The sequence below is a fragment of the Pseudoalteromonas ulvae UL12 genome (genome assembly GCF_014925405.1).
Lineage (GTDB): Bacteria > Pseudomonadota > Gammaproteobacteria > Enterobacterales > Alteromonadaceae > Pseudoalteromonas > Pseudoalteromonas ulvae.
This window is the reverse complement of record NZ_AQHJ01000035.1, coordinates 361,313-387,494: the sequence shown is the minus strand read 5'-3', so window position 1 is coordinate 387,494 and position 26,182 is coordinate 361,313. Positions and strand designations below refer to the sequence as shown.

Below are 26,182 nucleotides of genomic sequence, written 5' to 3'. Positions count from 1 at the left end.
CATAAGCTCAGCGACAACAAACACTTTCATTGAGCCAAGGAGCCAATAGCCTAAGTATTAATGACCTTCAGTTATTTGATATATCACTATTTTTAACTCAGCTTTTTTTGTAGACTAGCTAAAACACTGAGCTTAAAGGAATTAATGTGATAAGTGTGAGCGATTTATGCTTTCGCAGGCAAGATGGTGCAGAGGTGCAAACCCTGTTTGATGGCTTGAGTTTTACTATCAATGCACACGAGCATTTAGCGTTACTGGGTGACAGTGGTTCAGGTAAAACCACCTTATTGCATTTGCTTGCAGGTTTGCTGAGCCCAAACAGCGGTCAAATTGAGGTCAATGGTGAACGTATTTCTGCTTACAATGCGCAGCAACTGGCTCATTACCGCCGTAAAATCGGCCTTATTTTTCAGCACTATCAATTACTTGATTGCTTGAGCGTCAAACAAAACATTCTGTTTCAACATCAACTTAATTATCCAAACCAAGTCGCGAGCGAATTTGATGCCTTAGTAGAACAATTAGGCTTAAAGGACAAACTCAATAAGCTACCCAGCCAACTGTCTGGTGGGGAGCAACAGCGCGTCGGCATTGCTCGGGCGCTGCTTAACCAACCTAAACTGATTTTAGCTGACGAACCCACTGGCAACTTAGATCAAACACGCGCTCAACAAGTGGTGGAGATGCTCACCACCTTATGCAAAGAGCGGCAAATTAACTTGGTCATGGTAACGCACTCGCAGCGATTAACTCAGTATTTTGATAGTGTCAAAGTGTTAGCAAACGGGCAGTTTGATGGCTGAAGTCTCCCTCATACTGCGCACCCACATTGCCTATTTTAGGCGTCATCCTTGGTTACTGGTGCTGTTTATTGCGGGCCTCAGTTTGGGCAGTGCTTTATTAACCGCCATTGCGGGCCTAAACCAAGAAGCCAAAAACCGCCACCACCACTCTTCGGCGTTGATTGATGCCGCCGTCAGCCACATTATTAAACCGCCGATAGGCCAAGAATTTATCAGCGGTCAATTATGGCTCACCCTGCGCTCGCAAGGGTTTATCAATGCGCAACCAGTCCTACGTGGAAAGTTAAAGTTGGCCTCAGGCAAAACTGTGTATCTGCAAGGGATCGATAGCCTGATGTGGCTCACTCATCCCGCGCCAAGCACCACACAGCACAGACAAAAAAGCAGCACAGGGATGGCTTTTGATTCGATTTTAATCGACCGCAAACAAAGCAAAAAATTAGCACTTACAACCGTTCAGCCCACGCTGAAACTGGCTAATAACGAGGCCACTCCACATTATCGTTTGATTGATAACATCGGCATTTGGTCAATCACCGACATCGCATACGCAGATAAACTGCTTAACGCACAAGGGCAGCTGAGCTTTATTGAAATGATTGGCTTAACCCCAGAGCAAATCCCACAAATAGAGGCCATTTTGGCCAACAAGGCTCGGTTAGTCGCTGCGCAAGAACAAAACTTTGATGCGCTCTCGGAGGCGTTCTTTTTTAACCTTGGCGCATTGGCTTTGCTTGGTTACATTGTGGCGGCGTTTTTAAGCTTTAATGCCATTAAGCTATCCATTGCGGGGCGCAAAAAACTGCTGGAGCAGTTTGCTATTTTGGGCTGCACACCACACGCTATTGGCACTGCGATTGCGATTGAATTTATCCTGATGAGCCTAGTGACTGCACTGTTTGGCAGCATTGCTGGTTTTGTGATTGCCAATGCCTTAGTATTCGATGTCAACCGCACACTTATGGGGCTCTATCAGCTTGAACAAGCCCTGACTATTCGCTGGCAATGGCATACTTTTTTACTCGGCTTTGTGGTCAACCTTGGCACGTTGGCTTTTATGTTACTGACTCAAAAAAATCCCCTAAAAGCCAACAGCAACGTAGTGTTTTATGGAAGTGTTGCTGCGGTACTGGCGGCCATTGTGTACTTTTATAATCAGGCGCTATCAGAATTAGATGCCCTGCTGCTGTGCGTGTTTATTCTCGGGTTGTTTGTGCTTGTGACCCCGCGCTGTTTGCAAGGGCTGCTCAGTGTGCGCAATCCGTTTAAACAGCCGTTGTGGCAATGGTTATATGCCGACAGTAAACTGCAATTGCAAGAATTACGCATTGCCATTGTGGCGATTTTAGTCGCGCTTGGCAGTGCCATTGGCATGCAAATTATGGTCAAAAGCTTTAGCAACACCCTCAATGCTCACCTCGAAAAACAACTCAGCGCCGATGTCTACATTCATGTCGATACTTTCGACCCTGCCCTGCGAGCACGCCTGAGCACTGAGCCACAGATCAAACAGGTTGGCATTTATATGGCCAGCGCAGGATATTTAAATAAAGTCCCCGCAAGGCTGGCCAGTTTTGGGCAAAGTCATCAATCATTTGCTCACATTAACCTGACATCAGGAGAGGCAATCAATGCAGCGCATTTTGCCAATCAAGGCTGCATTGCGAACGAGCAAGCAGCCATCAAATATGGGTATAAACTCGGTGATACCGTCACCTTTTTGCAAAATCAGCAGGGTTTTGCCTGTCGTATTTCGGCCTTTGCTTACGATTATGGCAACACAGCACTTGGCTTAATAACACAAGAGCAACGCCTTAAAACAAGCTCCTTGCACTGGCAAGTGTTTGGTTTATCGCTGACCTTAAATGAAGGCGCGAGCGTTGAAGCTCTCACTGAGCAACTGATCAATGATTACCACATCGACAGCAGTTTTATAACCGAGAACAAACGCTTTAAAGCCATTGCCAACCAGTTATTTAACGACACCTTTCAGGTCACCAAAATCTTAAATGGCTTTATACTCGCCATTGCCTTAGTGAGCCTCTGTATTAGCCTACTGAGTTTAAGTGCGCAACATGGCAAACAGTTGATTGTTTTGCACAATCTTGGGGTCGATGCCCGCCAATTACACACACTCAAGCTAGTGCAAACCAGTATTTTAGTCGGTTTTACTTGCCTGTTTGCCATTCCCTTAGGGTTTGCATTAGGCGTAGCCCTGTTAAAATTTGTCATGCCCATCGCCTTTGGTTGGACAATCCATTTAACGCTAGATTGGCCAGCGCTCCTGACGACTTGTGCATTGTTACTCCTTGCTGCGGTGCTCTGTGCCTATTTACCCGTTAAAAAACTGACTCGTCATTTGCACGCCAAAGGAAATGAATCATGAAATTGCCCCTGCTGTGCGCGACAAAAAATGCCACTAAGTGCGCCACTAAGTTAACCTTACTACTGATCAGTATCGTACTGCTGCAAGCATGTGAGCCCGCCCCGGCACCTCAAGATGCTAACGCGCTGCAAACCATGAGCGGCCAACCTGTTGATCAAACCCGCGGGGTGAGATTACCGCAAGATCATGGCCCGCACTTAGCACAAGGCATTGAATGGTGGTATGTGACAGCCAACCTCACCGCAGACACAGGCGAAACCTTTGGAGCCCAGTGGACTTTGTTCCGCACGCAAATGCCGTTGCCTTTCAAATCCACTTGGTGGGACAACCAACTGTACTTTGCCCATTTTGCGCTGCAACACCAGCAATCCCACGTCGCGTTTGAGCGTTTTGCTCGCGCAGGCCAAGCTAGCATTAGCGCAAGCCCGTTTTCGGCGCAACTTGATGACTGGTCGCTCACCAGCTCTGGGCAAGATTTTTTGCCATTACAAATGCATGCAAAACAAGACAACTACGCCATTGATCTCTCCCTCAAACAAAGCCCAATGGTCTTACATGGCGACAACGGCTATAGCCAAAAAACCGCAAGCGGCCACGCCTCTTACTATTTTAGCTACCCTTTTCTTGTTACCAGCGGCACCCTGACTTTTAACGGCCAACAATACACAGTCACAGGCAATGCTTGGTATGACCGCGAGTGGTCAGCCAGTTTATTAGATAAAAGCCAATTGGGCTGGGATTGGTTTAGCCTAGTCAGTACAGACTCGCCAAAACAGGGTTTGATGGTATTTTGCATCCGCGATGCACAACAGCACTACAACAACTGCAGCGGCACTCGCATTACAGAACACGGCGCAGCCACGCCTATTCCTCACGCTGATATCAAATTACAGGTTTTAGCCCATACTGAGCTTGGCGGCACACAGTACCCGAGCCAATGGCAAATCGACCTACCCGGTTTGGCCCCGATTGTGGTCGACACCCTGACCAAAGATTCGCGCAATAGGCTCACCATCCCATATTGGGAAGGCCGCGTACAAACCCGCGGCGGTTTTATTGGGCTTGGCTACGCCGAATTAGCAGGTTACGAATAAGTGTCTGGCAAGTATGTTGGTAATTCGCCAACATAAACAAAGGACACTCAGCAGCGTTTGGAGTGAGTGAGAGCATTCACGCCCAAGTACGGCAGCTCAGCCAGTACATTCAGGGTGAGATGCCGATTACTTAACGTGTTGCTGACACTGGGTTATCGCTCACCCTCTACGGTAAACTCATCAAACACTAAACGTGCTTGGCCGTCTGATTGAATTTGCCAGTGCTCTTTTTGTATCGAGCCAAAGGCCTTATTCATTGTCCATTTTGCGCTGAGAATAAAACCTTCCTCTCCTGCAGGTTCCCATATTTCGTCAAAATAAGTGACCTCGTTAAACCCTTGGTCAATAATATCTTGCCATAAAGATTGGATCGCCTCTTTGCTTGTAAATGTTCCAAACGGATGAGCAATCATAGTGGTCGATTCACCATATTGCGCCGCACAACCAGCTGCATCTTGCTGATTAAAAGCGGTTTTCCATGCTGCACTTGCACGTTTACAGGCCATTAAAACTGAATTATTCATAGTTGTTCCTCTCAATGATTTAAAACCAGTTTACGTGTAGAATTAACAAGCAAAAACACTGTAAACAATAATCACTGTTTAATTAAATTAAACAATTAGGAATTATCACATGAATAAGCTTCGTCATATGTCACTGTTTATGAGCATTGTTGAAGCGGGCTCTATCACCGCAGCGGCAGATAAACTCAATCTGTCAAAATCGGTCTTAAGCCAACACTTAAAAAAACTCGAGGCTGAACTTGCCATCACCTTGCTTAAACGCACCACTCGGCGACAAAGTTTGACGCCCGCAGGTGAGCGGTTTTATCAGCACTGCCATCAGATGCACAACGTTGCTGAGCAAGCTTGGAATGAAGTCTTTGAATTACAACACGAACCCATGGGATTAATTACCATTACAGCCCCCCATGGTTTAATGAATTCGATTGTTGTGCCAGCCATTACCGATGCATTTAGGCCATACACGCAGGTAAAATTTAACTTAATCTGTGACGACGCTCATTTAGACTTAATGCAGCACAATATTGACTTAGCAATACGTGTCGGAGAATCCCCCGACAGTAATTACCGACAAACGGCGATTGGCACATTACACGATTGCCTTTGCCAAAAACGCGCGATGGAGGTTGATTTACACAAGGTCAGTTACATTGCCAATCATTGGCAGGCAAACAACATCAGCCACCACATAAACGGTCAAACATATCAATTTGACGTCAAGCATAGAACCAATACGCTCATGCAAACGGTGGCCTTAATTGAAGCAGGATGTGGGATTGGCCTCATCCCTGATACGCTTGCATATCACAACAGCCAAATGCAAGTGATCGCTCGTTTGGCACAATCCACTATCTACGCCCTTCACCCGTATTCTGCCGCCATCCCTTTAGCGGTGTCGATGGCAAGACACGCCATTGAACTTAAACTCGCAAACAAGCAACGCACTGAGTGAGTCATGACTTCCTTCTCAGTCTGAGTTTGATGTCGTGACTAAAAATGATGTTGGACCGGTTGTTTTTTACAACGACTCTACGTCGTGACTGGGCGTGCTTGCTGATCGTAGGTCGGGCTTTAGCCCGAAAGTTATTTAAGAGCTTCCCTCGTTTTCAAATTAACCATAGTGTTTAGCTTTAAAAACCGCTTTTTAAATCAGCATCGTTGTCGCGCTGGCGACGGCAGCCAAAGATGGGCTGGCGCTGACCCCTCTCTGGACACTCTCAGCGCCACCGACATCACGCTAAATCCTGCAAATAATCAATTGATGTGAACGTCAATGGTGAAGATAGGCCATCCATGGCCAAGCTTCACCTTACATTTCATCCATGAAATGCCTGACTCATCAATTGGTTATTTTTCGGGCGTGATCACGGGGGGATTTTGATCGGCGTGAGTTTTGAAATTGGTTGTAGGTGCAAGCCTGCTTGCGAAAACGAGTGAAGCTCGGTCGCTTTTGTAGGTTGGGCTTTAGCCCGAAAGTTATTTAAAAGCCATTTTCAAATAAATAACTGCTTTTGAATTAACACCGTTGTCGCACTGGCGACGGCAGCCAAAGAGGGGCTGACGCTGACCCCTCTCTGGACACTCTCAGCGCCACCGCCATCACGCTGTATCCTGCAAATAATAATTGATGTGAACGTCAATGGTGAAGATAGGCCATCCATGAAATGCCTGACTCATCAATTGCTTATCTTTCGGGCGTGATCACGGGGAAAATTGGCAGCGTTTTGAGTTGCGAGATTTGCGTAGGTGTAGCTTGCTTGCGAAGGCGAGCGAAGCTCTGCAAAAAAGCCAAACTAAATTAGAGTGGGTATCTTTGTTATTTGCGTTATTTAAAAATGGCGATTGCGTTTTCATAAGTCTCCTCAAAAAAACTGTGTATATGAACAGTATTTTCTTGAGTGCCCCTATAGTCAAGAAATCGACCCTATGGGTCGTTTTTGTCGGTTTATTAGTAAAATGTCAATTAGTTATCTATTTGATATAGAATAATAAAAGATATTTTGTTATTAATATGGGTAAGTTACTATAGACCCAATGTTGGGTAGAAAAACGACCCGTAGGGTCGATATTAAATTGTTAGTTGTTTCGAGAGTTTGGAGAAAATAAAAAGTATGGATGCTAATCAAATAGAGGTTTTGGTCAACTCAATTAAAACTGAGTTACCATTTACACCTCCATTTCAATACAAAAAATTTGATGAAGACCCATTCCCACTATCATTCTCTGAAAATGTAAACTACTTAGGTGATTGGTCAGCTCATTGCCTGCAACCTTTCACTAAAATAGAGTGGTTTTGTGTTCGTCCAAAATATCTAAAAAGTGTTGGGCGTTTAGTTCCTCCTAAAGTAGTTTCCTGTGAGGCTGAGTTTATTAATTTATTGCAAAACTTAAAGGTTCCATTTCAGTCCCAAGGTGATACTATTTTAATTTATTGTAATAAAAACAACTAACAAGAGACTATGGCGTCAATAGCTAATTTTAAACTTTTGGCGCTTCCCACATAACTCCGTCTCTGAGCATCGAATTTAAGATCACAATCATCTTCCTGACACACGCAATAAGCGCTACTTTTTTCGGTTTCCCAGCAGCAACTAATCGCTGATAAGTTGATTTAAAAACAGGGTTTGATTAGATGGCTGACATCATCGCCATGTATAAAACGGTGCGTACTTGATGCCGCCCACCTTGAATTTTTCGAAGCCCTTTATAGCGGCCACTTTCGCGATTCATAGGCGCAACGCCAACCAATGCACCGGCTTCTTTATTCGACATATAGCCAAGCTCAGGTAAGTTACTGATGATGGAGGCAGCGGCAATTTTACCAATGCCTTTCATGCTTTGTAGGATCGTGTTTTTGGCTGAATATTCAGGGCATGATTCAATGAGTTTTAGAATTTTATTTTCAATTTTTTCAATCTGATTTTTAAAGGCTGCTAAAATAGGCTTGATGGTTGAAATCAGCTCTTTTGGTAAAATTTGCAGGCGGTTTTTTTCCATCGTTTGCATGACTAACAGCTGATTTCTTCTGGCAACCAAATCACTCATAGTCTGCATGATATCAGGCTTTAGGGTGGAAAGTGTGGGTTTAATTGCCTCGCCATAATGTGCAATTAACTGTGCATCTAGCTTATCGGTTTTAGCGCGTTGTTCAAGCGGGACAAATTACAGTTGGCTGTTTCGCTCCGCTCACAATTTTAGCCAACTACAATTTGCCCCTTAACAGGGCGTTAAGCACTAAATAGAATTCAACCTCAGGAAGGTAAATGACTTTAACTCAAATACAAATAATTGAGCCTCTTGGTGAGGCTATGTCATGGTTTGAGAGAGAATTACAATGGGGTGTGTGCCCAACAGAATTGAGGCATTTAAGCGGCAGAATCGGAGAGCTGTATTCCGCTCTAATTACCAACGGCCAGATGGCAATGGATAAAGAATATTTCCTAAAGCCAAACACATCGAATGCAATAACCAACAAAGTCAGTATTTGCAGATTGTCTTTCAAACCCAAAAACTGACTAAAAACCTAACCCCTCGATGTCACATTTAGCATAAGCAAACGCCCAATCGCGAGCGAAATGGTTCAATTAAGCACGCATGCGCTGCCATATTTTGCAGCCACAACCCGCCTGTATATTATTGTATTTGAAATATTTTATCGGTAAGCTTGGGCTTGCTATCTAAACAATTCAACCATCATTTTTAAAAGCGAGATCGTTTAAATGCGTTGATGTGAAGGCGGTGTAAAGTCACATGGCTTAACGGTTGCTCGTATAGTCAGGAAAACACTCATAAAAACGACCCAATCGCTCGATATAAACGTGTGAGGTATTAAAATAGATTATGCGAATTATTGAAGTTGTTGAATATAACGATGCGTGGCTACGTCAATTTGAAATTGAAAAGCAGTTAATAATCTCACGCTTGCCGATTAACAAAATATGGGTTCACCATATTGGCAGCACCGCTGTAAGTGGTCTAGCGGCTAAACCCATTATTGATATATTGATCGAAGTCGAAGAAATAGAAAACCTAGATAAATACAATAAAATATTTGAGTCCATCGGTTACGAATGCAAAGGTGAGTTTGGTATTTCGGGGCGTCGTTATTTTCAAAAAGGAGGCAATCAACGCTCACATCATATTCATGCATTTCACAAAGACTCTGACAATGCCATGCGACACTTAGCATTTAGAGACTATTTAATTGCACATCCATTAGTGGCAAAAGAATACGCTGCACTTAAACGAAATATTGCTAGAAATTGTAATAATGACAATAGTATATACTGTGACGGCAAAAACGAGTTTGTTAAGTTACATGAACAACATGCCGTTGCATGGCGCAAAAAGATAACCGCCTAAAAGATATCTGCTGAGCGCTCATCTTTATTCTCAAGGAGACCGCATATTGATCTCACAACTGCCCAGATGGGTTGAATTTGGCGCGTTTCTTTTGGCGCTGGTTGCAGGGTTTGTTAATGCTGTCGGTTTACTCAGTTTTGAGCACCAATCGGTTTCTCATTTATCTGGTACCGCAACGCTATTAGGTGCGGGTTTTTTAAATTTACCTTGGCTCAATACTCTTCATTTAGCGGGAATTTTGCTCTGTTTTTTACTTGGTTCAGTCACGGCTGGCTTTTTATTACATGGCCCAACGCTGAAACTAGGTAAACACTATGACACAGCGTTGTTTTTAGAATCTGCTTTATTACTCCTAACCTTATGGTTTATGAGTCAAGGATCAATTTATGGCCATTTAGTTGCGTCGGCGGCATGTGGTCTTCAGAATGCTTTGGCGACAACCTACAGCAATGCAGTCATTAGAACCACACATGTTACGGGGATTTTCACCGACTTAGGCATTATGTTTGGTGAATATCTTCGAGGGAACAGTATTGATAAGCGCAAAGCTATCTTGTTTATAACGATTATTTGCGGCTTTATAGTAGGTGGCACTGTGGGCGCTTTTTTGTATGGGCAATATAATTTTATCGCGTTGTTGTTTCCTGCTGGTCTTTGTTTTTATCTTGCCGTGGTTTATCGTGTTTACTCTAAAAAGTACAGTAATAGATAAACTCGTTGTCACCTTTAAATACACATATTCAACGAGTTGTTTAATTTACCCTGTTGTTCCACTTTAAATATAAGGAGTATGATGCACCCATCAGTCACAACTATCTGTCACAAGTATTTTAAGCAGTGCCATTTACCTTATGTTGCGCTCAGCAGTTGGCACTTTTGTGACAACGAAGTTGACGCCAATGCCTGTGCAAAGCTGGTGCTCGATGACATAAAAAGGGCAACGTCCCCTTCCCTTTGGTGGTTTGAGGCACATCATCAGCCACTGCCTCAACGGGGTGATTTGAATGTTGTTACCAATTGGCAAGGCGAAGCACTGTGCATCATAGAAACAACACACGTCGCGATTACTCCCTTTAATGAAATCACCGAACAATACGCCGCCCTTGAAGGCGAAGGAGATAAAAGCCTCGCGTATTGGCGAAAAGTGCACTGGGATTATTATCACCGCGAACTTGCTGGCACAGCATTTACCCCCACTGATACCATGCCAATAGTGTGCGAAACGTTTAAGGTCGTGTTTAAAGCTAACACCCAACACGCTCGTTAAAGTTATAAGCTGTTACCTACCTAAAGGCATGATTGACTGTCTACTTTCTATAATTAACACCTTGTTATGTTTGTTTGTACACCATTATCGGCTTAATTTGAAATAACACACAACTCACTCTGTTTGAACTCAATATCACTGCGCGATTTTCACCTCCAGATTATCATTTTAAGATTTTTACTCTGGGCTTAAACAAACCTCAGGTAGCTATATCAAAAATTAGGCTGGAGATCATTGTGACTAATTAATCTGCTTAAAATCGCAAAAAGCGCTTTACCTCAAGTTAACCTTAGGTTTTAAAGTGCGGGTCAGTTAACATTTTTAGGTTGGAATAAAGCAATGGAATTGATCAGTCAACACAGAACCCTCCCTTATTTATCTGGGCGTTTTTTTGATGGTATTTCATCAGGACTTTTTATGATGGCGCTGTCTTGGTTACTACTAGAGCCTGGTAACATGGGCACGTTTGTCGCGGTGTTAGCGCTCATTTGTACCGCCACGTCGTTTGTATTGACGCCTTTTTTTGCTACTTTAATTGACCGTCATTCCCGTAAGGCCATTCTTATTTGGGTGCAGGTTTTACAAAGCGCAACGGCAGGGCTGGTGATGATTGCAGCAATGTTCAATCTTGATTCGCACTGGTTGCTTGGTACTTCCCAGCTTATTTTTTGGGTGTCGAGCAATTTAGCGTGGTCAACAAACAATGCATTTACGCAAGAAAACTACGACAGCCATGAGTACGCCTCGATTTCTGGCAAACAAGAAATTGTGCTGCAAAGCACGACATTAGGTGCCGGCGCTTTAGGAGTCGTGCTGCTCAAATATTGGGGCATGATGGAATTTGCAGCCTTTGCAGCAAGTGCTTCGGCCATTGCTGCTGTGAGTTATCTGGTCACTCCCTATCGCCAACAACTACGCGAGCAACACACAGTGCGCTTTATTAGCCAAATGCTGCAGAGCAAGGCGATTTTTAGCGCGCAGCCCCGCTTTTACACACTCATTTTATTATCATGCTTATCGTATCCGGTGCTGACATTTTTAAGCAAGCTAGTGCCAATTTGGTTTGCTGAACTTGGCATATCTGGTGATTGGTTTGCGGCCTATAGTATTTTATTTGGTCTAGGCTCATTACTGACAGGTGCTCTACTGTCAAAACTGCTCGCATTGACGAGTCATCGTGTCACGTTAGTGTATTCAATGGCGATGCTTGCAGTGGTACTGATTGTTATCGCATTGGTGCTCAGCCCGCTTTATTTATTGCTTTTAACCGTGCTGCTAGGGTTTTTCAATGCACTTAATCGGATTACCCGCACAAATTGGCTTCATCATACTGTGGATGTTAGCCAGCGTGGTCGGGTCGAAGGTGGGTTAGTGTTGTTTTCGACCTCAGTACAAAGTTTAAGCTATGTGATTATTGCCTTACTCGCCCACTACGGCTTCACCCAATATGGCTTTGCCATTGCCGCTCTGACGGTATCGGCAGCTGCGATCATGATGTATTTATTGGGCCATGTCAGCCAATTAAAGCAGACGATAACGACCTGAACCGAATGCCATTTGGAAATGATATTTATCAAAAAATAAACCACGGGGGTGAGAGCAAAAAGTAGTGTTTAGTTAATGAATTTGACTTTCAGTTGTAGCGAACTTTATCTGAATCAAATTAGGCGGCTAGCATCGTCTTTCAGATGCAAGCCGCCTCATGTGCGAAGCTATCAGCTCCTAAAAACCACCATAAAGATGATTAGTAAGACGCAACAATGCTCACACCCGTAAACGCTCTATAGCCATTGAGGGTAATGTAGTATTTACCGCCTTGACCTGAACTTAAGCTACAGCTTTCATTGTTACCATCTAAGAATGGGCGACAATCGTAGTTTCGACTGGTTGCTTTAGCCCCTTTACGGACATACAAATCAGCATCCCCTGTGCCACCAGACATATTGACCGATAGGGTTGAATTAGCTGGTACATCAATGGTGTACACTAATTCTTGATTGCTTCCAGCCGATAAGCCTGTCACTGGCACACCATTGGTTAAACAATCAGAGCCACAACCTGTGCCACCGCCATAGCTACCCACTAAACTGACACCGCTATATTGGCTGTAACCATTGAGCATCACCCACCAATCACCTGCTTGCGGATTCGTAAAGGTACAGCTTTCGGTGTTGCCATTTTGATATGGACGACAGTTGTAGTTGCCTGTTGTTGGTTTTTGGCCAACTTGCACATACATATCAACATCGCCTGAGCCGCCACTGGTATCAAACGACAACGATGAAGTTCCCGCTGGCACCACTAATTTGTAAAACGTATTTGAGCCCTGTGCACCCGATGCGCTCACAGCTTGGCCATTATTGAGTACATTATCTTCAGGTGGAATAATCACGCCGCCTTCAAGTGTATAAAGTAACTCATTCGGTGAACCTGATTTTGCATCAGAGATTTTGTTTTTCGAGCTGCGTTGACTCAGCATAGCATCAATTTGTGATGGGCTCAGCGAAGGGTTTTCGTCAAGATAAAGCGCAACCGCACCCGCTACATGAGGTGACGCCATTGACGTACCACTAATACTGTTCGTTGCAGAGTCAGAGTTATACCACGCAGACTTAATGTTTGAGCCAGGTGCGTAGATATCTAAACAATTACCGTAGTTTGAAAAGCTCGAACGGCCGTCGCTGCTGGTTGTTGAGCCAACTGTAATCGCATTGGCTGCACGTGCAGGTGAGTAATTACAGGCATTGCTGTTGTCATTACCGGCTGCAACCACAAAGCTAATACCTGCTGCAACGGCGTTATTAACGGCATTATCGGTCGCTTGTGAAGCCCCGCCGCCTAAGCTCATGTTGGCAACAGATGGGCCTGATGCATTGTTTTTAACCCAATCGATCCCAGCAATAACACCCGAATTAGAACCCGAACCATTACAACCAAGCACCCGTACACCGACAATATTGACATTTTTAGCTACGCCGTATGCGCCACCACCAATGGTGCCCGCTACATGCGTACCGTGACCATTACAGTCTGTTGCGTCGTTATCATTATCGATAAAGTCATAACCATGTGATGCACGGTTGCCAAATTCGTTATGGCTAACACGCACACCAGTATCGATCACATACGCGGTGACACCTGAACCATCGAACTCATAATTGTAGGTGCTGTTTAATGGTAGGTTTTCTTGATCGACCCGATCTAAACCCCAAATCGCATTGGCTTGATTGGCATTGGTGCTAGCAAGGGGCGTGACATACATCATTTGGTCTTGTTCAATGAAGTCAATATTCTGATCATTAAGCATTTGTTCAATTTGTTTGCTAGAGGCATTGACGAGCACGCCATTTAAAATACCGCCGAACTCTCTGGCTATATCGACATTGTAAAGATTGCTTAAGCCTTGCGCTTGTGTACTTGCAAAGCCTGCAATGGCTTCGCTGCTTTGAATATCAAGAACTGAAGGTGTTTTGAAAACCACAATATATTGACCTTCAATGGCTCGTTCACTGTCGACAGACATTAGCTGTGCGGCACTGGCCGAGTGAGCAGACAAGCCAGCCATCATAGCAAATGTGAGAGTGCTTAATTTACGCATTGTTTTATCCTTTTTGTCGGTTTTTAGTTAAAAGGTATTCCAAAAAACAACCCTAATTAGGGATCCCAAAGCAATACTGATTTAACCGTAACAAAAATGATTAACACACCTATGTATCTATTTTGGGGTTTTTGAAACACGTTCAAAAGATAGTACCTATAATAGATAAATACAGTTTCATTAACTTAAAATTAACCTAAACACGCTTATTTTGTAAATATATCTATACAAAATACCATTAATCTTGCTTTTAGAGCAATAATTTCAGATTAGTAAACTGTGATGGATCCCCCGTAGAAAGGGTTGATGGAGTGAAAATAGGTAAAAACACAAGCGACATGATAAATGTGCTGATTTATCGCACTAACAGATTGTGTTGAGCTGCCACATTTTCACAGCAACAGCACCAAGTATTGATTTGCTAAAGCATCAGCAATGGGATAATTTAAGTTGCGCTTTGGCTGGTGTTTCCACTAACACATTGATTTTATAATTAAAAGGATGAATAAACATGAAGCATCGTTATTATGCACTGACCAAAGGTCAACAGCGGCTATTTTTATTCAAGCTCACTGGTTTATTACTTGGCTTTAATTTATTGATCGGCATGGTGCTGTTGGTTAGCGGGTTGGCATTTTTAAGTCTATTTATTTTTGCTTTATCACTGTCCGTTTTTGCTCCTTTTGTCGATGTCCCCAGTGGCGTGAAAAATGGTAGCTTAGTGTATTACTCACCATTGTTAATAGCAGAAAAAATCAAACATAACGCCATTACGTTGCATAGTGGCAGCCTATTTGACTATTACTTTAGCCTCGATTTCACTCAATCTGCTCAAGCACGCAAAAAACAAGTGTTCCAAGCCTATGTTGACGGGCTGCTTACTTTAATTAATCAATACGAACATCAACCGCCAGATCACATTCAAATCAACGCCACCAGCTATATTTTAAACCCTCGTACCGCACGTAAGCTTGGTTTACAGATCACCAAGACTAATCTGATACAGCAGTTCATTTTGTATTTTAATTTCATCAATTTGACTTGTGCCCTTAGTTTATTAAAAGGCCAGCTTACTTTGCCCAAAATGAATCAGATATATAGCTTTAATGGCCAATTGAGTACACTCATCGCCAATAAACCTTATTTACTTAAGTTAAAAGAAAAACTGAAAGAAACTCATTTAAAACAAACGAATGCTGCGTAAGAGCATCTATTTAAATGTGCGAGTTATGACAAACTTTATGCTAATTAACAACATTCACACCTGTTCAACAAACAGCAACTCGTTGATCCCCAATTGAAAGGGTCCCGCTTGTTTTACGCTAATCATAAAACCTATCGCTCGTACGTCTGAAAAATTAAGCTGATAATCAGAAGACACCTTGCGCCCGCGAAATTGTAAGGTGAAATCTTGCTCACTGATCACCCATGTTTGTTGCTGATTAGCCTGAGTCTGAAATGAATACACAAACGCAGGGCCATCTAAATATTGATCAACTCGTAAACGCAGTTGGTAGCGTTTGCCATCTCCTGTTACGGTTAAATACAGGGCTTTGGCCCCACCAGCAGCAGTTGTGTAAGGTGCACGCACTGAGGCAAAGCCACCATTATTCGCTAAACTCACCTCACCACTAAACATCACCACCCCATCGCGTAAACGCAAGGTGCTGTCGGAACGCCCGCCCATGACGGTATCGTTAACAACAGTCCATTGCAATTGGGTCAAATCAATGGCTAACGATGGTAAAGCGGTTAATAACAATGTGCTGCACAACACGCGCTGTGGTTGGGTCATCTGTTTGCTCCTTTCATTGAGTTGTCATACGAGTCCACTCAAGGTTTAGATTACTCAGATGCTGATCACTTTCCAAAAACTCGTACCTTGCCGTTCAATTTAGGTGTGTACACAATGCAGTTTTACCTCAATATGAAATGAACCGAGATAGATTGCTCTCTCCTTCAGACAGCGTTTGTTGTTCATGTTGACTGCGTTATCGGCTTGTTATCTAGGTTAAACCTTAATGTGTAAAGCGCTTAAAAATCAGTGAGGTATTAATGCCACCAAACGCAAAATTATTACTCATCACATACTCGGTTTGAATCTCGCGGCCGAAGTGCTGGATGTAATCCAAAGGTGCGCACTCAGGATCGACATGCTCAAGATTAATGGTGGGTGCAAACCAATTGTCATGCATCATATTGATACTGGCCCAAGCCTCAATCGCGCCACAGGCACCGAGCGTATGACCCAGATAACTCTTTAACGAACTAATTGGCGCTGCGCCAAGTGCTGCGTAGGTTGCTTGTGATTCTGCGATATCACCACGATCGGTGGATGTACCGTGTGCATTCACATACCCAATTTGCTGTGGCGAAATCCCTGCATCTTCAATGGCTTGCTCTATGGCCACTTGCATCGTTGCTGACGTAGGCTGAGTAACATGCATGCCATCAGAATTACAACCAAAGCCAACGATTTCAGCAATAATGGTGGCCCCCCGTGCGACTGCATGTTCGTATTCTTCTAATACTAAAGTACACGCTCCTTCACCAATCACTAGCCCATCGCGGTCTTTATCAAAGGGTCTGGGAGTATGTTTTGGGCTATCGTTTTTGCAACTTGTCGCGTATAAGGTATCAAAAACAGCGGCTTCGGTTATGCACAGCTCTTCTGCGCCCCCTGCAACCATCAGCTTTTGACGGCCAAATTTAATCGCCTCATAGGCATAACCAATCCCTTGAGAGCCCGATGTACAGGCTGAACTTGTGGTAATCACTCGTCCTTTAATCCCAAAAAACACACCGACATTGACCGGCGCAGTATGCGCCATCATTTGAATATAACTGGTTGCTGTTACACCGGACATCTCGCCGGTTTCCATCATTTTTCCAAATGCCATCAAGGGTGCAGTTGAGCCTACTGATGAACCATATGCAATACCGGTATCGCCATTGGTTAAACTCGGATGATCAAGTAATTGCGCTTGCTCGAGAGCACGCTCTGTGGCAAAAGTCGACATCAATGACACTCTACCCATTGAGCGTGTTTGCTTACGGGTATAGTGGGCTGGCTTGCTAAAATCAGTGATCGGCGCGGCTAAATTAGTATTTAACCCATTGATATATCGCCACTCAGGCATACTGACCACGGCATTTTCGGCTTTTTCTAATCCTTCACGCACTTTTGGCCAATTATCACCCAGTGCCGTTATGGCCGACATGCCTGTAATCACCACTCGTTTCATTACACAATTCCGCCATTTAAAGAAATAACCTGACGCGTGATATACCCTGCATCGTCTGACATTAAAAATGCCACTGTCCCTGCGACTTCTTGCACTGTGGCCATTCTGCGCAGTGGGATCATTTTCATCATTTCATCTAAATGTAAATCGGCGGTCATGTCTGTTTCGACCAAACCGGGCGCAACACAATTGACGGTGATTTTTCGCTTAGCCAACTCCAAAGCAAGTGCTTTGGTCGCCCCGATGATGCCAGCTTTGGCGGCACTGTAATTGACTTGGCCACGGTTACCCGCAATCCCTGAAACCGATGCCATCGTGATGATCCGCCCGCCTTTACGAGCTTGCACCATAGTCATCACTGTCGGGTGAACAACATTGTAAAAACCATCAAGGCCGGTGCGAATAACTGCATCCCAATCATCGCCTTCCATCGCTGGAAATGCCATATCACGGGTCACGCCAGCATTACAAATCACACCATAATAGGCACCGTATGCTGCAATATCTTCGCTAATTTGTGTTTTAGCCGCGGCGCGATCACACACATCAAATTGTAAAATCGACGCATCACGTCCCATCGCTTGAATCTCGGCCTGAACCGCTTTGGCATGATCAATTCCTGAACGGCAATGCAACGTAATGTCATAGCCTTGGCGTGCTAAACGCAGTGCGATTTCTTTACCTATGCCTCTACTTGAGCCGGTTACGAGTACACGTGATGTCATTGTTGTTCCTTTAAAAATTGTTCTGGATCATGTGGTTGAAAGACATTAATTTTAGCTGTCGCGAGGGTGTTTTCACCGCACGAAATGCTGCATTCAAACACACTTAACCCCGATTCATCTTCGAGTAATTTTTGCACTGTAATGTGCAACTGTGAGCCTGTTGAAAAATACCCTAGCTCGGTTTGGTACTTTCGAGTGCCTAATAAAAAACCGATATGAACAGGGCGTCCTTCATCAAGGGCGAGTGCCCCCGCATACGCAGCGATAGCTTGTGCCATATATTCGGTGCCGATATAACTCGGTACACCGTCATATTGCTGATCATAAAAAGGGCTATGCGTATCAATATTGACCAACGCCGTGGCGCCTTCATCATGGTAACTAATTAATTCACAGAGTAAAATCATCGGTGCATCGTGAGGTAATACTTGCTCTATGGCATACTGATTCATCTTAATTCCCTAAAACCAACGCAACATTATTGCCACCAAATGCAAACGAGTTTGACAGGCAATACTGCAGCTTATTTTGTGCGTTTCCTTGGCTAAACATGATGTGATCACACGTTGGATCGATTTGCCCAAAATGCACAGGTAAGCGTTGATGTGAATTGAGTTCACTCAATAATAACCAACAAATTCCAGCTTCTATCGCACCAGCAGCACCAAGCGTATGACCAGTGAGCGCCTTGGTAGAGCTCACTGGGACGCAAGTGCCAAAAAGAGTCGCCAAAGCCGTGCTTTCCATCGCATCGTTTTTGACGGTGCCGGTACCATGGGCATTGACATAATCAATCTCTGACGCACTGAGATTGGCTTGTTGCAAAGCCTGCTCCATGGCGGCAATTGCGCCAGTGCCGGTGGGCTCTGGAGCAGAGACATGATACGCATCGGAACTTGCGCCGCCACCGAGCAAATTCACTGCCCCGCTCTCACGTGTCATGATAAATAAAGCAGCGCCTTCTGCGATATTAATGCCATCTCGCTCGGCCGCGAACGGCTGACAAAACTCATGGGCAGTCGAGTCTAGGGCGCTAAAGCCATTGACGGTCATTTTACACAAACTATCCACCCCACCGCATAACACAACATCGGCAAAATCGGCTTCGATCAGTGCTTTGGCGCTTAATAATGCCTTGCCGCTCGAACTGCATGCGGTAGAAATTCCAAAACGTACCCCTTTGGCTCCAGCCAAATGAGCAATATACTCAGCTGGTGCGTTTAATTCTTGCTGGCTGTAATAAAAATCATTCGGAAACTGTCCGCCTTCTAACAGCTTTTCTCGCGCGGCTTCTCCGCTATCAATTCCTGAAGTGCTGGTGCCCATTATCACCGCAATCCGCTGAGGATCAACGTGCTGTCTAATACACTCAAAATTTTTCTGTATTTGTTCAAATGCATGGCGAATTAATTGATTATTTCGGGTATTAAATTGCGGCTCGACAATCATAGGTAATGGCTGCCTTACTTTACCAACCCAATAATTGCGTTCACTTAAACTCAACTGTTGATCAAAGCTTAAACATGTTTGCGGTCGACTCGTTGGACTGATCACAGTGGCGAGTACCGATGATTTATCATCACCTAACGTACAAATAATCCCTAAATCGGCTAAACCTACGCTCATTTTAGTTACTCTAAAGTGGTAATCGTCAACTGATAGTGACGTGTAAAATGTTGGATAACAGTGATTGAGTCTGTCTTGTGTACGCGCACACTCATGTCACCATTGGCATGCAGCGCAAACCCGTCCGAAACCATGTGCATTTCGCCTTGCATTAAGCTTTGTTCAAGTGAACTCATCGGCCAAAGTGCCAACTGGATATCTGCGACTATGTACTCAAAATCAAACTCAGCAACTGGCACATAACGCTGTGCGTTGATCCCTTCACCATCAATGTAAGTCAGCTCAAAGACAGGGAGACCTTGCACTGAAGTGGCAACTAAATTCAAGCCGTTTGGCTGAAACTGCACCTGTGCCAGTAACGAATGTTGCTCGCCCTGATAGTCAATTTCAAGTAACTGACTGATTGTTTGACCAACTAATCCCTCTGGGGGTGCAGTCAAGGTCAAGGCAACACCCGAAGACAATATCACCGGATGTTGGCTCGTCGTCAGGCTACTGCACGCGCCTAGTAACGCCCCCAGCAGCACGATAAAAGTGAGGCGAATTAACTGCTTTGACATAGCTCTGCCAATACATTTAAACGCCGCTCGCTCTGTTTAACATATGGGTTGGATTCATCCCACGCGTAACCGGCCAAAATCGAGCTAATCATTTTTTTCACTGTGTCATCTTGTTGCTGATGAAAGATCACATCTTGAAAACGCTGATCATACCAAGCTTTTACAAAGGTTTTAAAACAGTTCACACCTTGCTTGAGTGCTTGACTGTATTCGATTTCAAAATCAACGTCTTCACCGGCTAAATAGCGCTCAACTAACGGAGCAATTAACGCCGCCGAGCGCAGGGCAATGGTCACGCCCGATGAAAAAACCGGATCTAAAAATTCCCCAGCATTGCCAAGCAGGGCAAAACGCGGCCCATACAAGCTGGTCACATCAGCAGAGTAGCCCTGAATTTTACGAGCAGGCACGATTTGCTCAGCCTGTGATAATAAACGCGCTAAATTTGGGTCTTGTGCGAGGTAACCTTGTAAAATGTCATCACATAAATCTAAGTCTTGTCCTGCCAAATGCACAGGATCAATCACCACCCCAACACTGGCTGTGCCATCTGAAAATGGGATTAGCCAATACCAAATATCATGGTGCTCTGGGTGAACGGTAATTAAGATTTTATTACGATCAAAGACATCACAGTCAATTTTGTCATTAAAGTGAGCAAAGAACGAACAGCGTACGGCAAACTCTGATGATTTTTCTAATTGCAATAAACGCGGTAACACTCGACCAAAACCACTGGCATCGAGGACAAATTCAGCATTGACCTGATACGCCACACCCTCTGTGTCTAACACAGTCAATTGCGCCCGTTCAGAGCTAGTTTGGCATGCTTGCACCGAGTGCTGATAGCGAATCTCGACTCCTTGCTGCTGTGCGGTATCAGCGAGTGTTTTGTCAAACAACGCTCGTTTTACTTGAAAAGTGGTACCCGGGCCTGGGGTAAATTTTTCGGTAAAATCAAATTGAGTATCAACACCAGCGCGATGAAAAGCAGCTCCATTTTTAAACTGAAACCCTAACTGTTCAGCATGTTGCTCAACGTTTTGCAATAAACCGGCTTGCTCCAGAAAAACCATCGATTGTGGTAATAAACTCTCACCAATAGAAAACCGAGGAAATTGTTCTTTTTCAAGCACTAATACACGACGCCCCCCTTGGTGCAACAAACTAGCTGCTAAGCTACCCGCCGGCCCAGCACCAATAATCACGACATCATAGTGTTGCGTTTGCATCTTCTTTCCCTATCATTTGTGGTGATAACAGGTATATCACCAATAAGCCGATCATTAAGGTTAACCCAAAGCTATAAACCGCCGGTGTGTGACTCCAAATCAACATGCCAAAAACCAATGCAGACGAAACAGCCGACAATGTAATGGCCAGCACCGCACTGTTTTTAAGTCCTTGGCTGCGATAAAACACCATGTAATCGATGGCGAGCGCAAACAGTAATATCAGTGACAATAAATTAAACACGTTGAGGTGCCCTTGAATAATATTGGCAAACGCTAACGTGAAACAGGCTGACACAGCAAAAACGACAACACTGCGAAATGCTGTTCGCCCTTCAAACATCCAGATAAAAATACCACAGCTCGCCACCACCATCGCCACTATCACCCACATCAGTTGCTCGCGGTAATGACCTAGTACCGTGGTTATTTCGCTACTTTTAGCCAAAGCTTGCAGTGTGCTGTTCGCGTCGATGAATGCTTGATGAGTGTCATTATCCAGTCCGCTCACGGCCACCCATAAAGCCGTGTTTTGTGCTTGATGCACCACATAAAGCGGCATCAGTTGCCCAAGGACTGAATGAGAAAAATGCTCTGGAGTTAATAATTGCGCCGATGTAGCCGCTGGGATCACTAATCCCAATTGCGCTGAAATATCAGTAAAATAACCGCTGTCGCGTTTTTGTTTAAAGTCTTGCAGGTTGTGTTGCTGTAATGCGAGCGAGGGTAACCAACGCGCCAAACCATCAAGTTGAGCCAAAGGCGCATGGACATCGAGCCATGATTGCAACGCTTCTTGCTGCTGTAAAGCGTGTTGTAAGTCACTGCCCCAGATTAAATAATGCCGTTGAGATAACTTCCCAAGCACCGCTAAGTTATGCTGTTCATTGGCAATTAACGAATCTGGCGAACCATTTAATAAACGAATATCATCATTAAACGTGATGGGTTTTAACAGCAATAATAAACAGGCAAGTAAAAAAATCGCGCCAGTCACCTTACGCCCTTTTTTGGCTAGCCAATCTAATTGTATTGTTGGCAATGTGTGGTGCTGTGAGCTTGTGGCGCTGAGTTTATTGTAAAGCGGCACCAACGCAAACAAAGCAAACACAAGTGCGCCAAATAGACCAAAAATAACAAACACCGCTACTTGCTTAAGAATTGCCAAAGGCGATAAACACAGCAATACATACCCCAAACACGTAGTCACAAACCCAATCACCATGGCTTTTTGAGTACTGTAAGACATGCTGGCTGAGTTTGCGTGCTTAGCGTCCGTTAAACCGTGGAAACAGTAATCAATGGCAATGCCTATCAAGGTCATAGCAAACACTAAGCTGAGCAACTGCACATGATCAAATACCCATACTAATGCCACAAATCCAAACAAACACGCCATCAGTATTGTTAAGCTGGCCAAGATAATCGGCGTGACTGAGCGAAAGACCATCAGCACAACAATCAATAACAGCAATACGCTGATCCCACCTAGCACCGTTATTTCGTATTCAGCTTGCTTTGCATTCGCGGCGGTATGAAACACCACACCTGAATGAGCAATTGTTACCGGATACGCCTCATGACTGGAAGTCACAGCGCTGAGTAGTTGCTCGCTCAATTGGACTGCAGCGCGGATCCCCTGATACTGTGGTGCGACATCATACAGCAGCAGTGCCACTTTTTGCCCTTCAAACTCCGTCGTCAAAACGCCTTGCTCGACGGTCAAACCGCCATTTTGGCTCATGATATGTTCTAAAAACGCCGCGGTCGATAAGCTCGGATCATCAGCCAAAGTGGCTGAGACAAATGGGTTATTTAAACGGGTTAATTGGCTAAAAAAGTAATCGCTGACCGCTTCTGCAGAGGTGGTCTGCTGCTGATAATTCAGACTCGACAATGCCCCTGGAAATTGGCTGTAAAACCGAATCAACTGATTAAAATCAGGCACATTGGGTTGATCTAACGTAAGACCTTCAATAGCCGTTAACTCTGACGCTAAATGCTTGGCACCGAGCACAGCCTGCTTTCCACGGATACTTAACATCAAACGTGATTGGCTACGTTGGTAAAACGCATCACTGGCCAATTGCTGCTCAGGATCACGTTGTTGTTGACTGGGTAGCGCCGCTAAAATATCACCGCTAAATTGAATTTTATCCTGTTGCCAAGCCAAAATAAGCAGGGCAACCATCACGCAACTGACGACTATCGCCCCCATAGCGGCTAAGCGATGTCCTTTTATAAATGACTGATTCATTTAAATTGCAACCTGATGTCAGTGCGGTTGCCGTTGTGCTCATCTAACAGCAGTTTTTCGACTTGTGTTTGCCCACAAAGCGTCACTAATGCAAACACCTCAGAAAGCGCACCTTGATGAGGGGTTAATTTGACACAATGTTCAGTCACGTCACTTAAAGTAAAAAATTCGGCTATTTGCTGCGATTGCACGGTTAAAAGCGCAGATAATAGATTTAAAAAGGCATCCGCACCTTGGATAACTTGCTGTTTATTTCGATAATCTGTGTTGATTAACGTCCCCTGCGACAAGGTGAGCGTATTACTAATTGGGCTCAGTTGTTGCCAAACAAATTCATCACGCGACACACGAAATGTCCCTTGTGAGCGCATTGGCTGAGACAATGATTTAAAATATTTTTCTTGCTGGTAATGCCCTGTTTGCAGTTCAGTGTCATTAACAACAAAGCGGGCTAAGGCTTGATTGAGCGCCTCATCGGCCCACAAAGGCGCGACAGGTAATACAAACAGCAGCGCCAATATTAACCATTTATTCAACTGAGATAACCTTTTTTAATTGAGTTAACAACACATCAGGACTGACATATTGCATTTGTTGATCGGCTATCGCCACAGCAACTTGGACGGTATAACCTTTGGTGAGTACCTGTCCCGACTTTGAGTCAGTGATAATATAATCGAGTTTTAAACGGTGCTGATACTCTTTTAAATGAGCTGTTATGGTCACTTTTTGTCTAAAACGCAGCGGTGCAATGTATTTAGTGCGCATATCAACAATGGGCCACATATAACCAGACTCTTGCATTTGCTCATAATCATAATCAAATAAGCGCAGTAATTCACAGCGCGCCACTTCAAAGTAGCGGGCATAATTACCATGCCAGACCACTTGCATCGGATCGCAATCATGAAAAGGGATCTCAATTTCTACTTGCGTACTCAATAGTGCCCGTTTGCTATTCATATAACGCCCAACGTTGGGTTTGAATTGCATCAACAGTGAAGCGTAATGCCTGCTCAAGTGGGCGATCTTCACTGACGGTTGGAAAGTAATCAGCAATGTCTTGATACATCGCCATCATTGGAGCCGATAATGATTCAGGTGCGATTTCTTGATGTTTAAAGCGTAATCTCAAGGCCTGCACAGCAGCCAATAATGTGCTGGCTAACACTTGCTCGGTTAATTGCAACACACGAAGACTATCGCGCGCGGCAATGGTACCCATGCTGACTTTATCTTGATTATGGCATTCGGTTGAACGCGAAAAAACACTTGCCGGCATAGTCAACTTAAGTGCTTCTGCGGTGTAGGCTGACGCACCAATTTGCACGGCTTTAAAACCATGATTAATAAACTGACGCTCGCCTTCACAATCAGACAAATTGGCCGCTAAGCCGTTATTAAATTTAGTGTCGACTAACGACGCTATTTGGCGATCGGCTAAGTCTGCCAAATTTGCAACCGCAGTTTTCATGCTGTCCATAGCCATCGCAATATGACCCCCATAAAAATGCCCACCATGCAGCACGTGCTCACCAATGCCATCAATGATCGGGTTATCATTAGCGGAATTAAGCTCGTTTTCAATCATTTGCCTAAACCAAGGTAAACAATCGGCCAACACGCCAATAATGTGCGGTGCACAGCGGATTGAATAGCGGTCTTGCAATCGGTCTGCGTTGCGTGGATGACCGTGGTGATTTAAGTCATCACGGATCCAAGCCGCGACTTGCTGTTGCCCTGCATGGGGTTTAACTGAAAATAAAATATCGTCAAAATGATGGCTGTTGCCAAGCATTGCCGCACTGATCATGGACGTGACTCGGGTGGCTAACTTTGTAAGGTATTCGGCGCGGGAAAACGCTAAACAAGCTAACGCCGTCATCACAGCTGTGCCGTTCATGATGGCTAATCCCTCTTTTGGTCTCAGCGTTAGCGGCGTCAGATTCAGAGATTTCATCACCTCTAGGCTCTTTTTAATCTCACCTTGATAATACACGTCACGCTCACCCACCAATGCTCCCGCAACGTATGAAAGCGGCGTCAAATCACCACTGGCACCCACCGAGCCTTCTTCAGGAATAACCGGCACTATGTCATGATTGATAAAATCGCGCAGTAACTTAAGCAGTGCCCAACTCACACCAGAGTAGCCTTGGCTCAGCGAAGTCAAACGGGTGGCTAAAATAGCTCTGCCTTGTTCCGGGGTAAACATTGTGCCTAACCCACAGCCATGAAAACGAGTCAGGTGCAGCGGTAATTCATACGCCAAATGCACTGGCACGCCTCGTGTAACAGAATCCCCATAGCCCGTGGTGACACCATAAATCACCCCATCTTCTTTTAATAAGCTATCGAGAAATGCGACACCCGCATCAATTTTTTGGCAAAAATCGGCATCACCAGCAAGCTGCACCTGTTGATTTGATTGAGCCAACGCAACAATATCTTCGATACTAATACGGCCTTGGCCAAACACAAGTGGGGATAAAGTAGACACTAA

24 protein-coding genes and 1 pseudogene are annotated in these 26,182 nt (G+C 44.5%); 11 read left to right on the top strand and 14 right to left on the bottom strand.

From position 1 onward, the window contains the following. The first annotated feature begins 146 nt into the window (after positions 1-146). The 3 genes from PULV_RS19765 to PULV_RS19755 are packed head-to-tail and all read left to right on the top strand — an operon-like array spanning position 147 to position 4,283. Entirely contained in the window at positions 147-803 is a 657-nt protein-coding gene (locus tag PULV_RS19765; RefSeq protein WP_193332888.1) for an ABC transporter ATP-binding protein, read from the top strand. Continuing rightward, the gene (locus tag PULV_RS19760; RefSeq protein ID WP_193332887.1) at positions 796-3,189 is read left to right on the top strand and encodes an FtsX-like permease family protein; all 2,394 of its coding nucleotides are present in this window, start codon (positions 796-798) and stop codon (positions 3,187-3,189) included. Before PULV_RS19765 ends, PULV_RS19760 begins: the two co-directional genes overlap by 8 nt. Further along, positions 3,186-4,283, top strand: a complete 1,098-nt coding sequence (locus PULV_RS19755) for a lipocalin-like domain-containing protein (protein ID WP_193332886.1) — start codon at positions 3,186-3,188, stop codon at positions 4,281-4,283. Before PULV_RS19760 ends, PULV_RS19755 begins: the two co-directional genes overlap by 4 nt. 152 nt (positions 4,284-4,435) lie before the next feature. Here the strand turns inward: PULV_RS19755 and PULV_RS19750 are convergent, their stop codons facing one another. Then, positions 4,436-4,807, bottom strand: a complete 372-nt coding sequence (locus PULV_RS19750) for a Cif family virulence factor (protein WP_193332885.1) — start codon at positions 4,805-4,807, stop codon at positions 4,436-4,438. A gap of 109 nt (positions 4,808-4,916) precedes the next feature. On the opposite strand from PULV_RS19750, the gene PULV_RS19745 reads away from it, so the two are divergent. Next, on the top strand, positions 4,917-5,759 hold the full coding sequence (locus PULV_RS19745; RefSeq protein ID WP_193332884.1) for a LysR family transcriptional regulator: 843 nt from the start codon (positions 4,917-4,919) through the stop codon (positions 5,757-5,759). A gap of 1,159 nt (positions 5,760-6,918) precedes the next feature. Continuing rightward, on the top strand, positions 6,919-7,257 hold the full coding sequence (locus tag PULV_RS19740; RefSeq protein ID WP_193332883.1) for a DUF6678 family protein: 339 nt from the start codon (positions 6,919-6,921) through the stop codon (positions 7,255-7,257). Between the two features lie 28 nt (positions 7,258-7,285). Here PULV_RS19740 and PULV_RS19735 read toward each other — a convergent pair. Next, a pseudogene (locus PULV_RS19735) lies at positions 7,286-7,954 on the bottom strand (IS110-like element ISPtu2 family transposase); the annotation flags it as partial. A gap of 116 nt (positions 7,955-8,070) precedes the next feature. On the opposite strand from PULV_RS19735, the gene PULV_RS19730 reads away from it, so the two are divergent. The 5 genes from PULV_RS19730 (at position 8,071) to PULV_RS19710 (ending at position 11,981) form a co-directional block, all read left to right on the top strand. Beyond that, on the top strand, positions 8,071-8,322 hold the full coding sequence (locus PULV_RS19730; protein WP_193332936.1) for a hypothetical protein: 252 nt from the start codon (positions 8,071-8,073) through the stop codon (positions 8,320-8,322). A 325-nt stretch (positions 8,323-8,647) separates the two neighbouring features. After that, on the top strand, positions 8,648-9,169 hold the full coding sequence (locus PULV_RS19725; protein WP_193332882.1) for a GrpB family protein: 522 nt from the start codon (positions 8,648-8,650) through the stop codon (positions 9,167-9,169). A 46-nt stretch (positions 9,170-9,215) separates the two neighbouring features. After that, positions 9,216-9,881, top strand: coding sequence for a YoaK family protein (locus PULV_RS19720; protein ID WP_193332881.1), 666 nt, complete (start codon positions 9,216-9,218; stop codon positions 9,879-9,881). Between the two features lie 78 nt (positions 9,882-9,959). Beyond that, complete coding sequence (locus PULV_RS19715) at positions 9,960-10,436, top strand: ASCH domain-containing protein (protein ID WP_193332880.1); 477 nt, start codon at positions 9,960-9,962, stop codon at positions 10,434-10,436. 339 nt (positions 10,437-10,775) lie between these two features. Next, a complete protein-coding gene (locus PULV_RS19710; RefSeq protein ID WP_193332879.1) occupies positions 10,776-11,981 on the top strand; it encodes an MFS transporter in 1,206 nt (401 codons plus the stop codon). A 199-nt stretch (positions 11,982-12,180) separates the two neighbouring features. Here the strand turns inward: PULV_RS19710 and PULV_RS19705 are convergent, their stop codons facing one another. Beyond that, positions 12,181-14,034 carry a S8 family serine peptidase gene (locus tag PULV_RS19705; protein WP_086745453.1) on the bottom strand — a complete coding sequence of 618 codons (1,854 nt, stop codon included), beginning with the start codon at positions 14,032-14,034 and terminating at the stop codon, positions 12,181-12,183. Between the two features lie 511 nt (positions 14,035-14,545). Between PULV_RS19705 and PULV_RS19700 the strand changes: the two genes are divergently transcribed. Continuing rightward, complete coding sequence (locus tag PULV_RS19700) at positions 14,546-15,238, top strand: hypothetical protein (RefSeq protein WP_193332878.1); 693 nt, start codon at positions 14,546-14,548, stop codon at positions 15,236-15,238. A 54-nt stretch (positions 15,239-15,292) separates the two neighbouring features. Here PULV_RS19700 and PULV_RS19695 read toward each other — a convergent pair whose 3' ends face one another. From PULV_RS19695 to PULV_RS19645, 11 genes are all read right to left on the bottom strand, one after another. Next, positions 15,293-15,829: a CIA30 family protein gene (locus PULV_RS19695; protein WP_193332877.1), complete on the bottom strand. Its 537-nt coding sequence runs from the start codon at positions 15,827-15,829 to the stop codon at positions 15,293-15,295. A gap of 223 nt (positions 15,830-16,052) precedes the next feature. Beyond that, positions 16,053-17,279, bottom strand: a complete 1,227-nt coding sequence (locus PULV_RS19690; protein WP_193332876.1) for a beta-ketoacyl-ACP synthase — start codon at positions 17,277-17,279, stop codon at positions 16,053-16,055. Beyond that, positions 17,279-18,004, bottom strand: a complete 726-nt coding sequence (locus PULV_RS19685; protein ID WP_193332875.1) for a 3-ketoacyl-ACP reductase FabG2 — start codon at positions 18,002-18,004, stop codon at positions 17,279-17,281. The genes PULV_RS19690 and PULV_RS19685 overlap by 1 nt, the downstream gene beginning before the upstream one ends. After that, on the bottom strand, positions 18,001-18,456 hold the full coding sequence (locus tag PULV_RS19680; protein ID WP_193332874.1) for an ApeP family dehydratase: 456 nt from the start codon (positions 18,454-18,456) through the stop codon (positions 18,001-18,003). Before PULV_RS19680 ends, PULV_RS19685 begins: the two co-directional genes overlap by 4 nt. Before the next feature lies 1 nt (position 18,457). Then, a complete protein-coding gene (locus PULV_RS19675; RefSeq protein WP_193332873.1) occupies positions 18,458-19,630 on the bottom strand; it encodes a beta-ketoacyl-ACP synthase in 1,173 nt (390 codons plus the stop codon). Positions 19,631-19,635: 5 nt separating this feature from the next. Then, positions 19,636-20,190 (bottom strand): DUF3261 domain-containing protein, encoded by a 555-nt coding sequence (locus tag PULV_RS19670; protein ID WP_193332872.1) that lies wholly within the window; start codon positions 20,188-20,190, stop codon positions 19,636-19,638. Continuing rightward, positions 20,175-21,422, bottom strand: coding sequence for an NAD(P)/FAD-dependent oxidoreductase (locus PULV_RS19665; RefSeq protein ID WP_193332871.1), 1,248 nt, complete (start codon positions 21,420-21,422; stop codon positions 20,175-20,177). The genes PULV_RS19670 and PULV_RS19665 overlap by 16 nt, the downstream gene beginning before the upstream one ends. Further along, on the bottom strand, positions 21,403-23,679 hold the full coding sequence (locus PULV_RS19660) for an MMPL family transporter (protein ID WP_193332870.1): 2,277 nt from the start codon (positions 23,677-23,679) through the stop codon (positions 21,403-21,405). Before PULV_RS19660 ends, PULV_RS19665 begins: the two co-directional genes overlap by 20 nt. Further along, on the bottom strand, positions 23,676-24,215 hold the full coding sequence (locus tag PULV_RS19655) for a LolA family protein (RefSeq protein ID WP_193332869.1): 540 nt from the start codon (positions 24,213-24,215) through the stop codon (positions 23,676-23,678). The genes PULV_RS19660 and PULV_RS19655 overlap by 4 nt, the downstream gene beginning before the upstream one ends. Further along, the gene (locus PULV_RS19650) at positions 24,208-24,642 is read right to left on the bottom strand and encodes an acyl-CoA thioesterase (RefSeq protein WP_086745442.1); all 435 of its coding nucleotides are present in this window, start codon (positions 24,640-24,642) and stop codon (positions 24,208-24,210) included. Before PULV_RS19650 ends, PULV_RS19655 begins: the two co-directional genes overlap by 8 nt. Further along, the gene (locus PULV_RS19645; RefSeq protein WP_193332868.1) at positions 24,635-26,179 is read right to left on the bottom strand and encodes an HAL/PAL/TAL family ammonia-lyase; all 1,545 of its coding nucleotides are present in this window, start codon (positions 26,177-26,179) and stop codon (positions 24,635-24,637) included. Before PULV_RS19645 ends, PULV_RS19650 begins: the two co-directional genes overlap by 8 nt. Between the last annotated feature and the right edge of the window lie 3 nt (positions 26,180-26,182).

What these genes read in the sequence shown, in the direction of transcription:
- PULV_RS19690 (WP_193332876.1), bottom strand. Translation starts at nt 17,279, where the DNA reads ATGAAACGAGTGGTGATTACAGGCATGTCGGCCATAACGGCACTGGGT.
- PULV_RS19730 (WP_193332936.1), top strand. Translation starts at nt 8,071, where the DNA reads ATGACTTTAACTCAAATACAAATAATTGAGCCTCTTGGTGAGGCTATG.
- PULV_RS19665 (WP_193332871.1), bottom strand. Translation starts at nt 21,422, where the DNA reads ATGCAAACGCAACACTATGATGTCGTGATTATTGGTGCTGGGCCGGCG.
- PULV_RS19650 (WP_086745442.1), bottom strand. Translation starts at nt 24,642, where the DNA reads ATGAATAGCAAACGGGCACTATTGAGTACGCAAGTAGAAATTGAGATC.
- PULV_RS19660 (WP_193332870.1), bottom strand. Translation starts at nt 23,679, where the DNA reads ATGAATCAGTCATTTATAAAAGGACATCGCTTAGCCGCTATGGGGGCG.
- PULV_RS19745 (WP_193332884.1), top strand. Translation starts at nt 4,917, where the DNA reads ATGAATAAGCTTCGTCATATGTCACTGTTTATGAGCATTGTTGAAGCG.
- PULV_RS19755 (WP_193332886.1), top strand. Translation starts at nt 3,186, where the DNA reads ATGAAATTGCCCCTGCTGTGCGCGACAAAAAATGCCACTAAGTGCGCC.
- PULV_RS19740 (WP_193332883.1), top strand. Translation starts at nt 6,919, where the DNA reads ATGGATGCTAATCAAATAGAGGTTTTGGTCAACTCAATTAAAACTGAG.
- PULV_RS19710 (WP_193332879.1), top strand. Translation starts at nt 10,776, where the DNA reads ATGGAATTGATCAGTCAACACAGAACCCTCCCTTATTTATCTGGGCGT.
- PULV_RS19675 (WP_193332873.1), bottom strand. Translation starts at nt 19,630, where the DNA reads ATGAGCGTAGGTTTAGCCGATTTAGGGATTATTTGTACGTTAGGTGAT.
- PULV_RS19760 (WP_193332887.1), top strand. Translation starts at nt 796, where the DNA reads ATGGCTGAAGTCTCCCTCATACTGCGCACCCACATTGCCTATTTTAGG.
- PULV_RS19725 (WP_193332882.1), top strand. Translation starts at nt 8,648, where the DNA reads ATGCGAATTATTGAAGTTGTTGAATATAACGATGCGTGGCTACGTCAA.
- PULV_RS19685 (WP_193332875.1), bottom strand. Translation starts at nt 18,004, where the DNA reads ATGACATCACGTGTACTCGTAACCGGCTCAAGTAGAGGCATAGGTAAA.
- PULV_RS19700 (WP_193332878.1), top strand. Translation starts at nt 14,546, where the DNA reads ATGAAGCATCGTTATTATGCACTGACCAAAGGTCAACAGCGGCTATTT.
- PULV_RS19670 (WP_193332872.1), bottom strand. Translation starts at nt 20,190, where the DNA reads ATGTCAAAGCAGTTAATTCGCCTCACTTTTATCGTGCTGCTGGGGGCG.
- PULV_RS19695 (WP_193332877.1), bottom strand. Translation starts at nt 15,829, where the DNA reads ATGACCCAACCACAGCGCGTGTTGTGCAGCACATTGTTATTAACCGCT.
- PULV_RS19715 (WP_193332880.1), top strand. Translation starts at nt 9,960, where the DNA reads ATGATGCACCCATCAGTCACAACTATCTGTCACAAGTATTTTAAGCAG.
- PULV_RS19680 (WP_193332874.1), bottom strand. Translation starts at nt 18,456, where the DNA reads ATGAATCAGTATGCCATAGAGCAAGTATTACCTCACGATGCACCGATG.
- PULV_RS19750 (WP_193332885.1), bottom strand. Translation starts at nt 4,807, where the DNA reads ATGAATAATTCAGTTTTAATGGCCTGTAAACGTGCAAGTGCAGCATGG.
- PULV_RS19705 (WP_086745453.1), bottom strand. Translation starts at nt 14,034, where the DNA reads ATGCGTAAATTAAGCACTCTCACATTTGCTATGATGGCTGGCTTGTCT.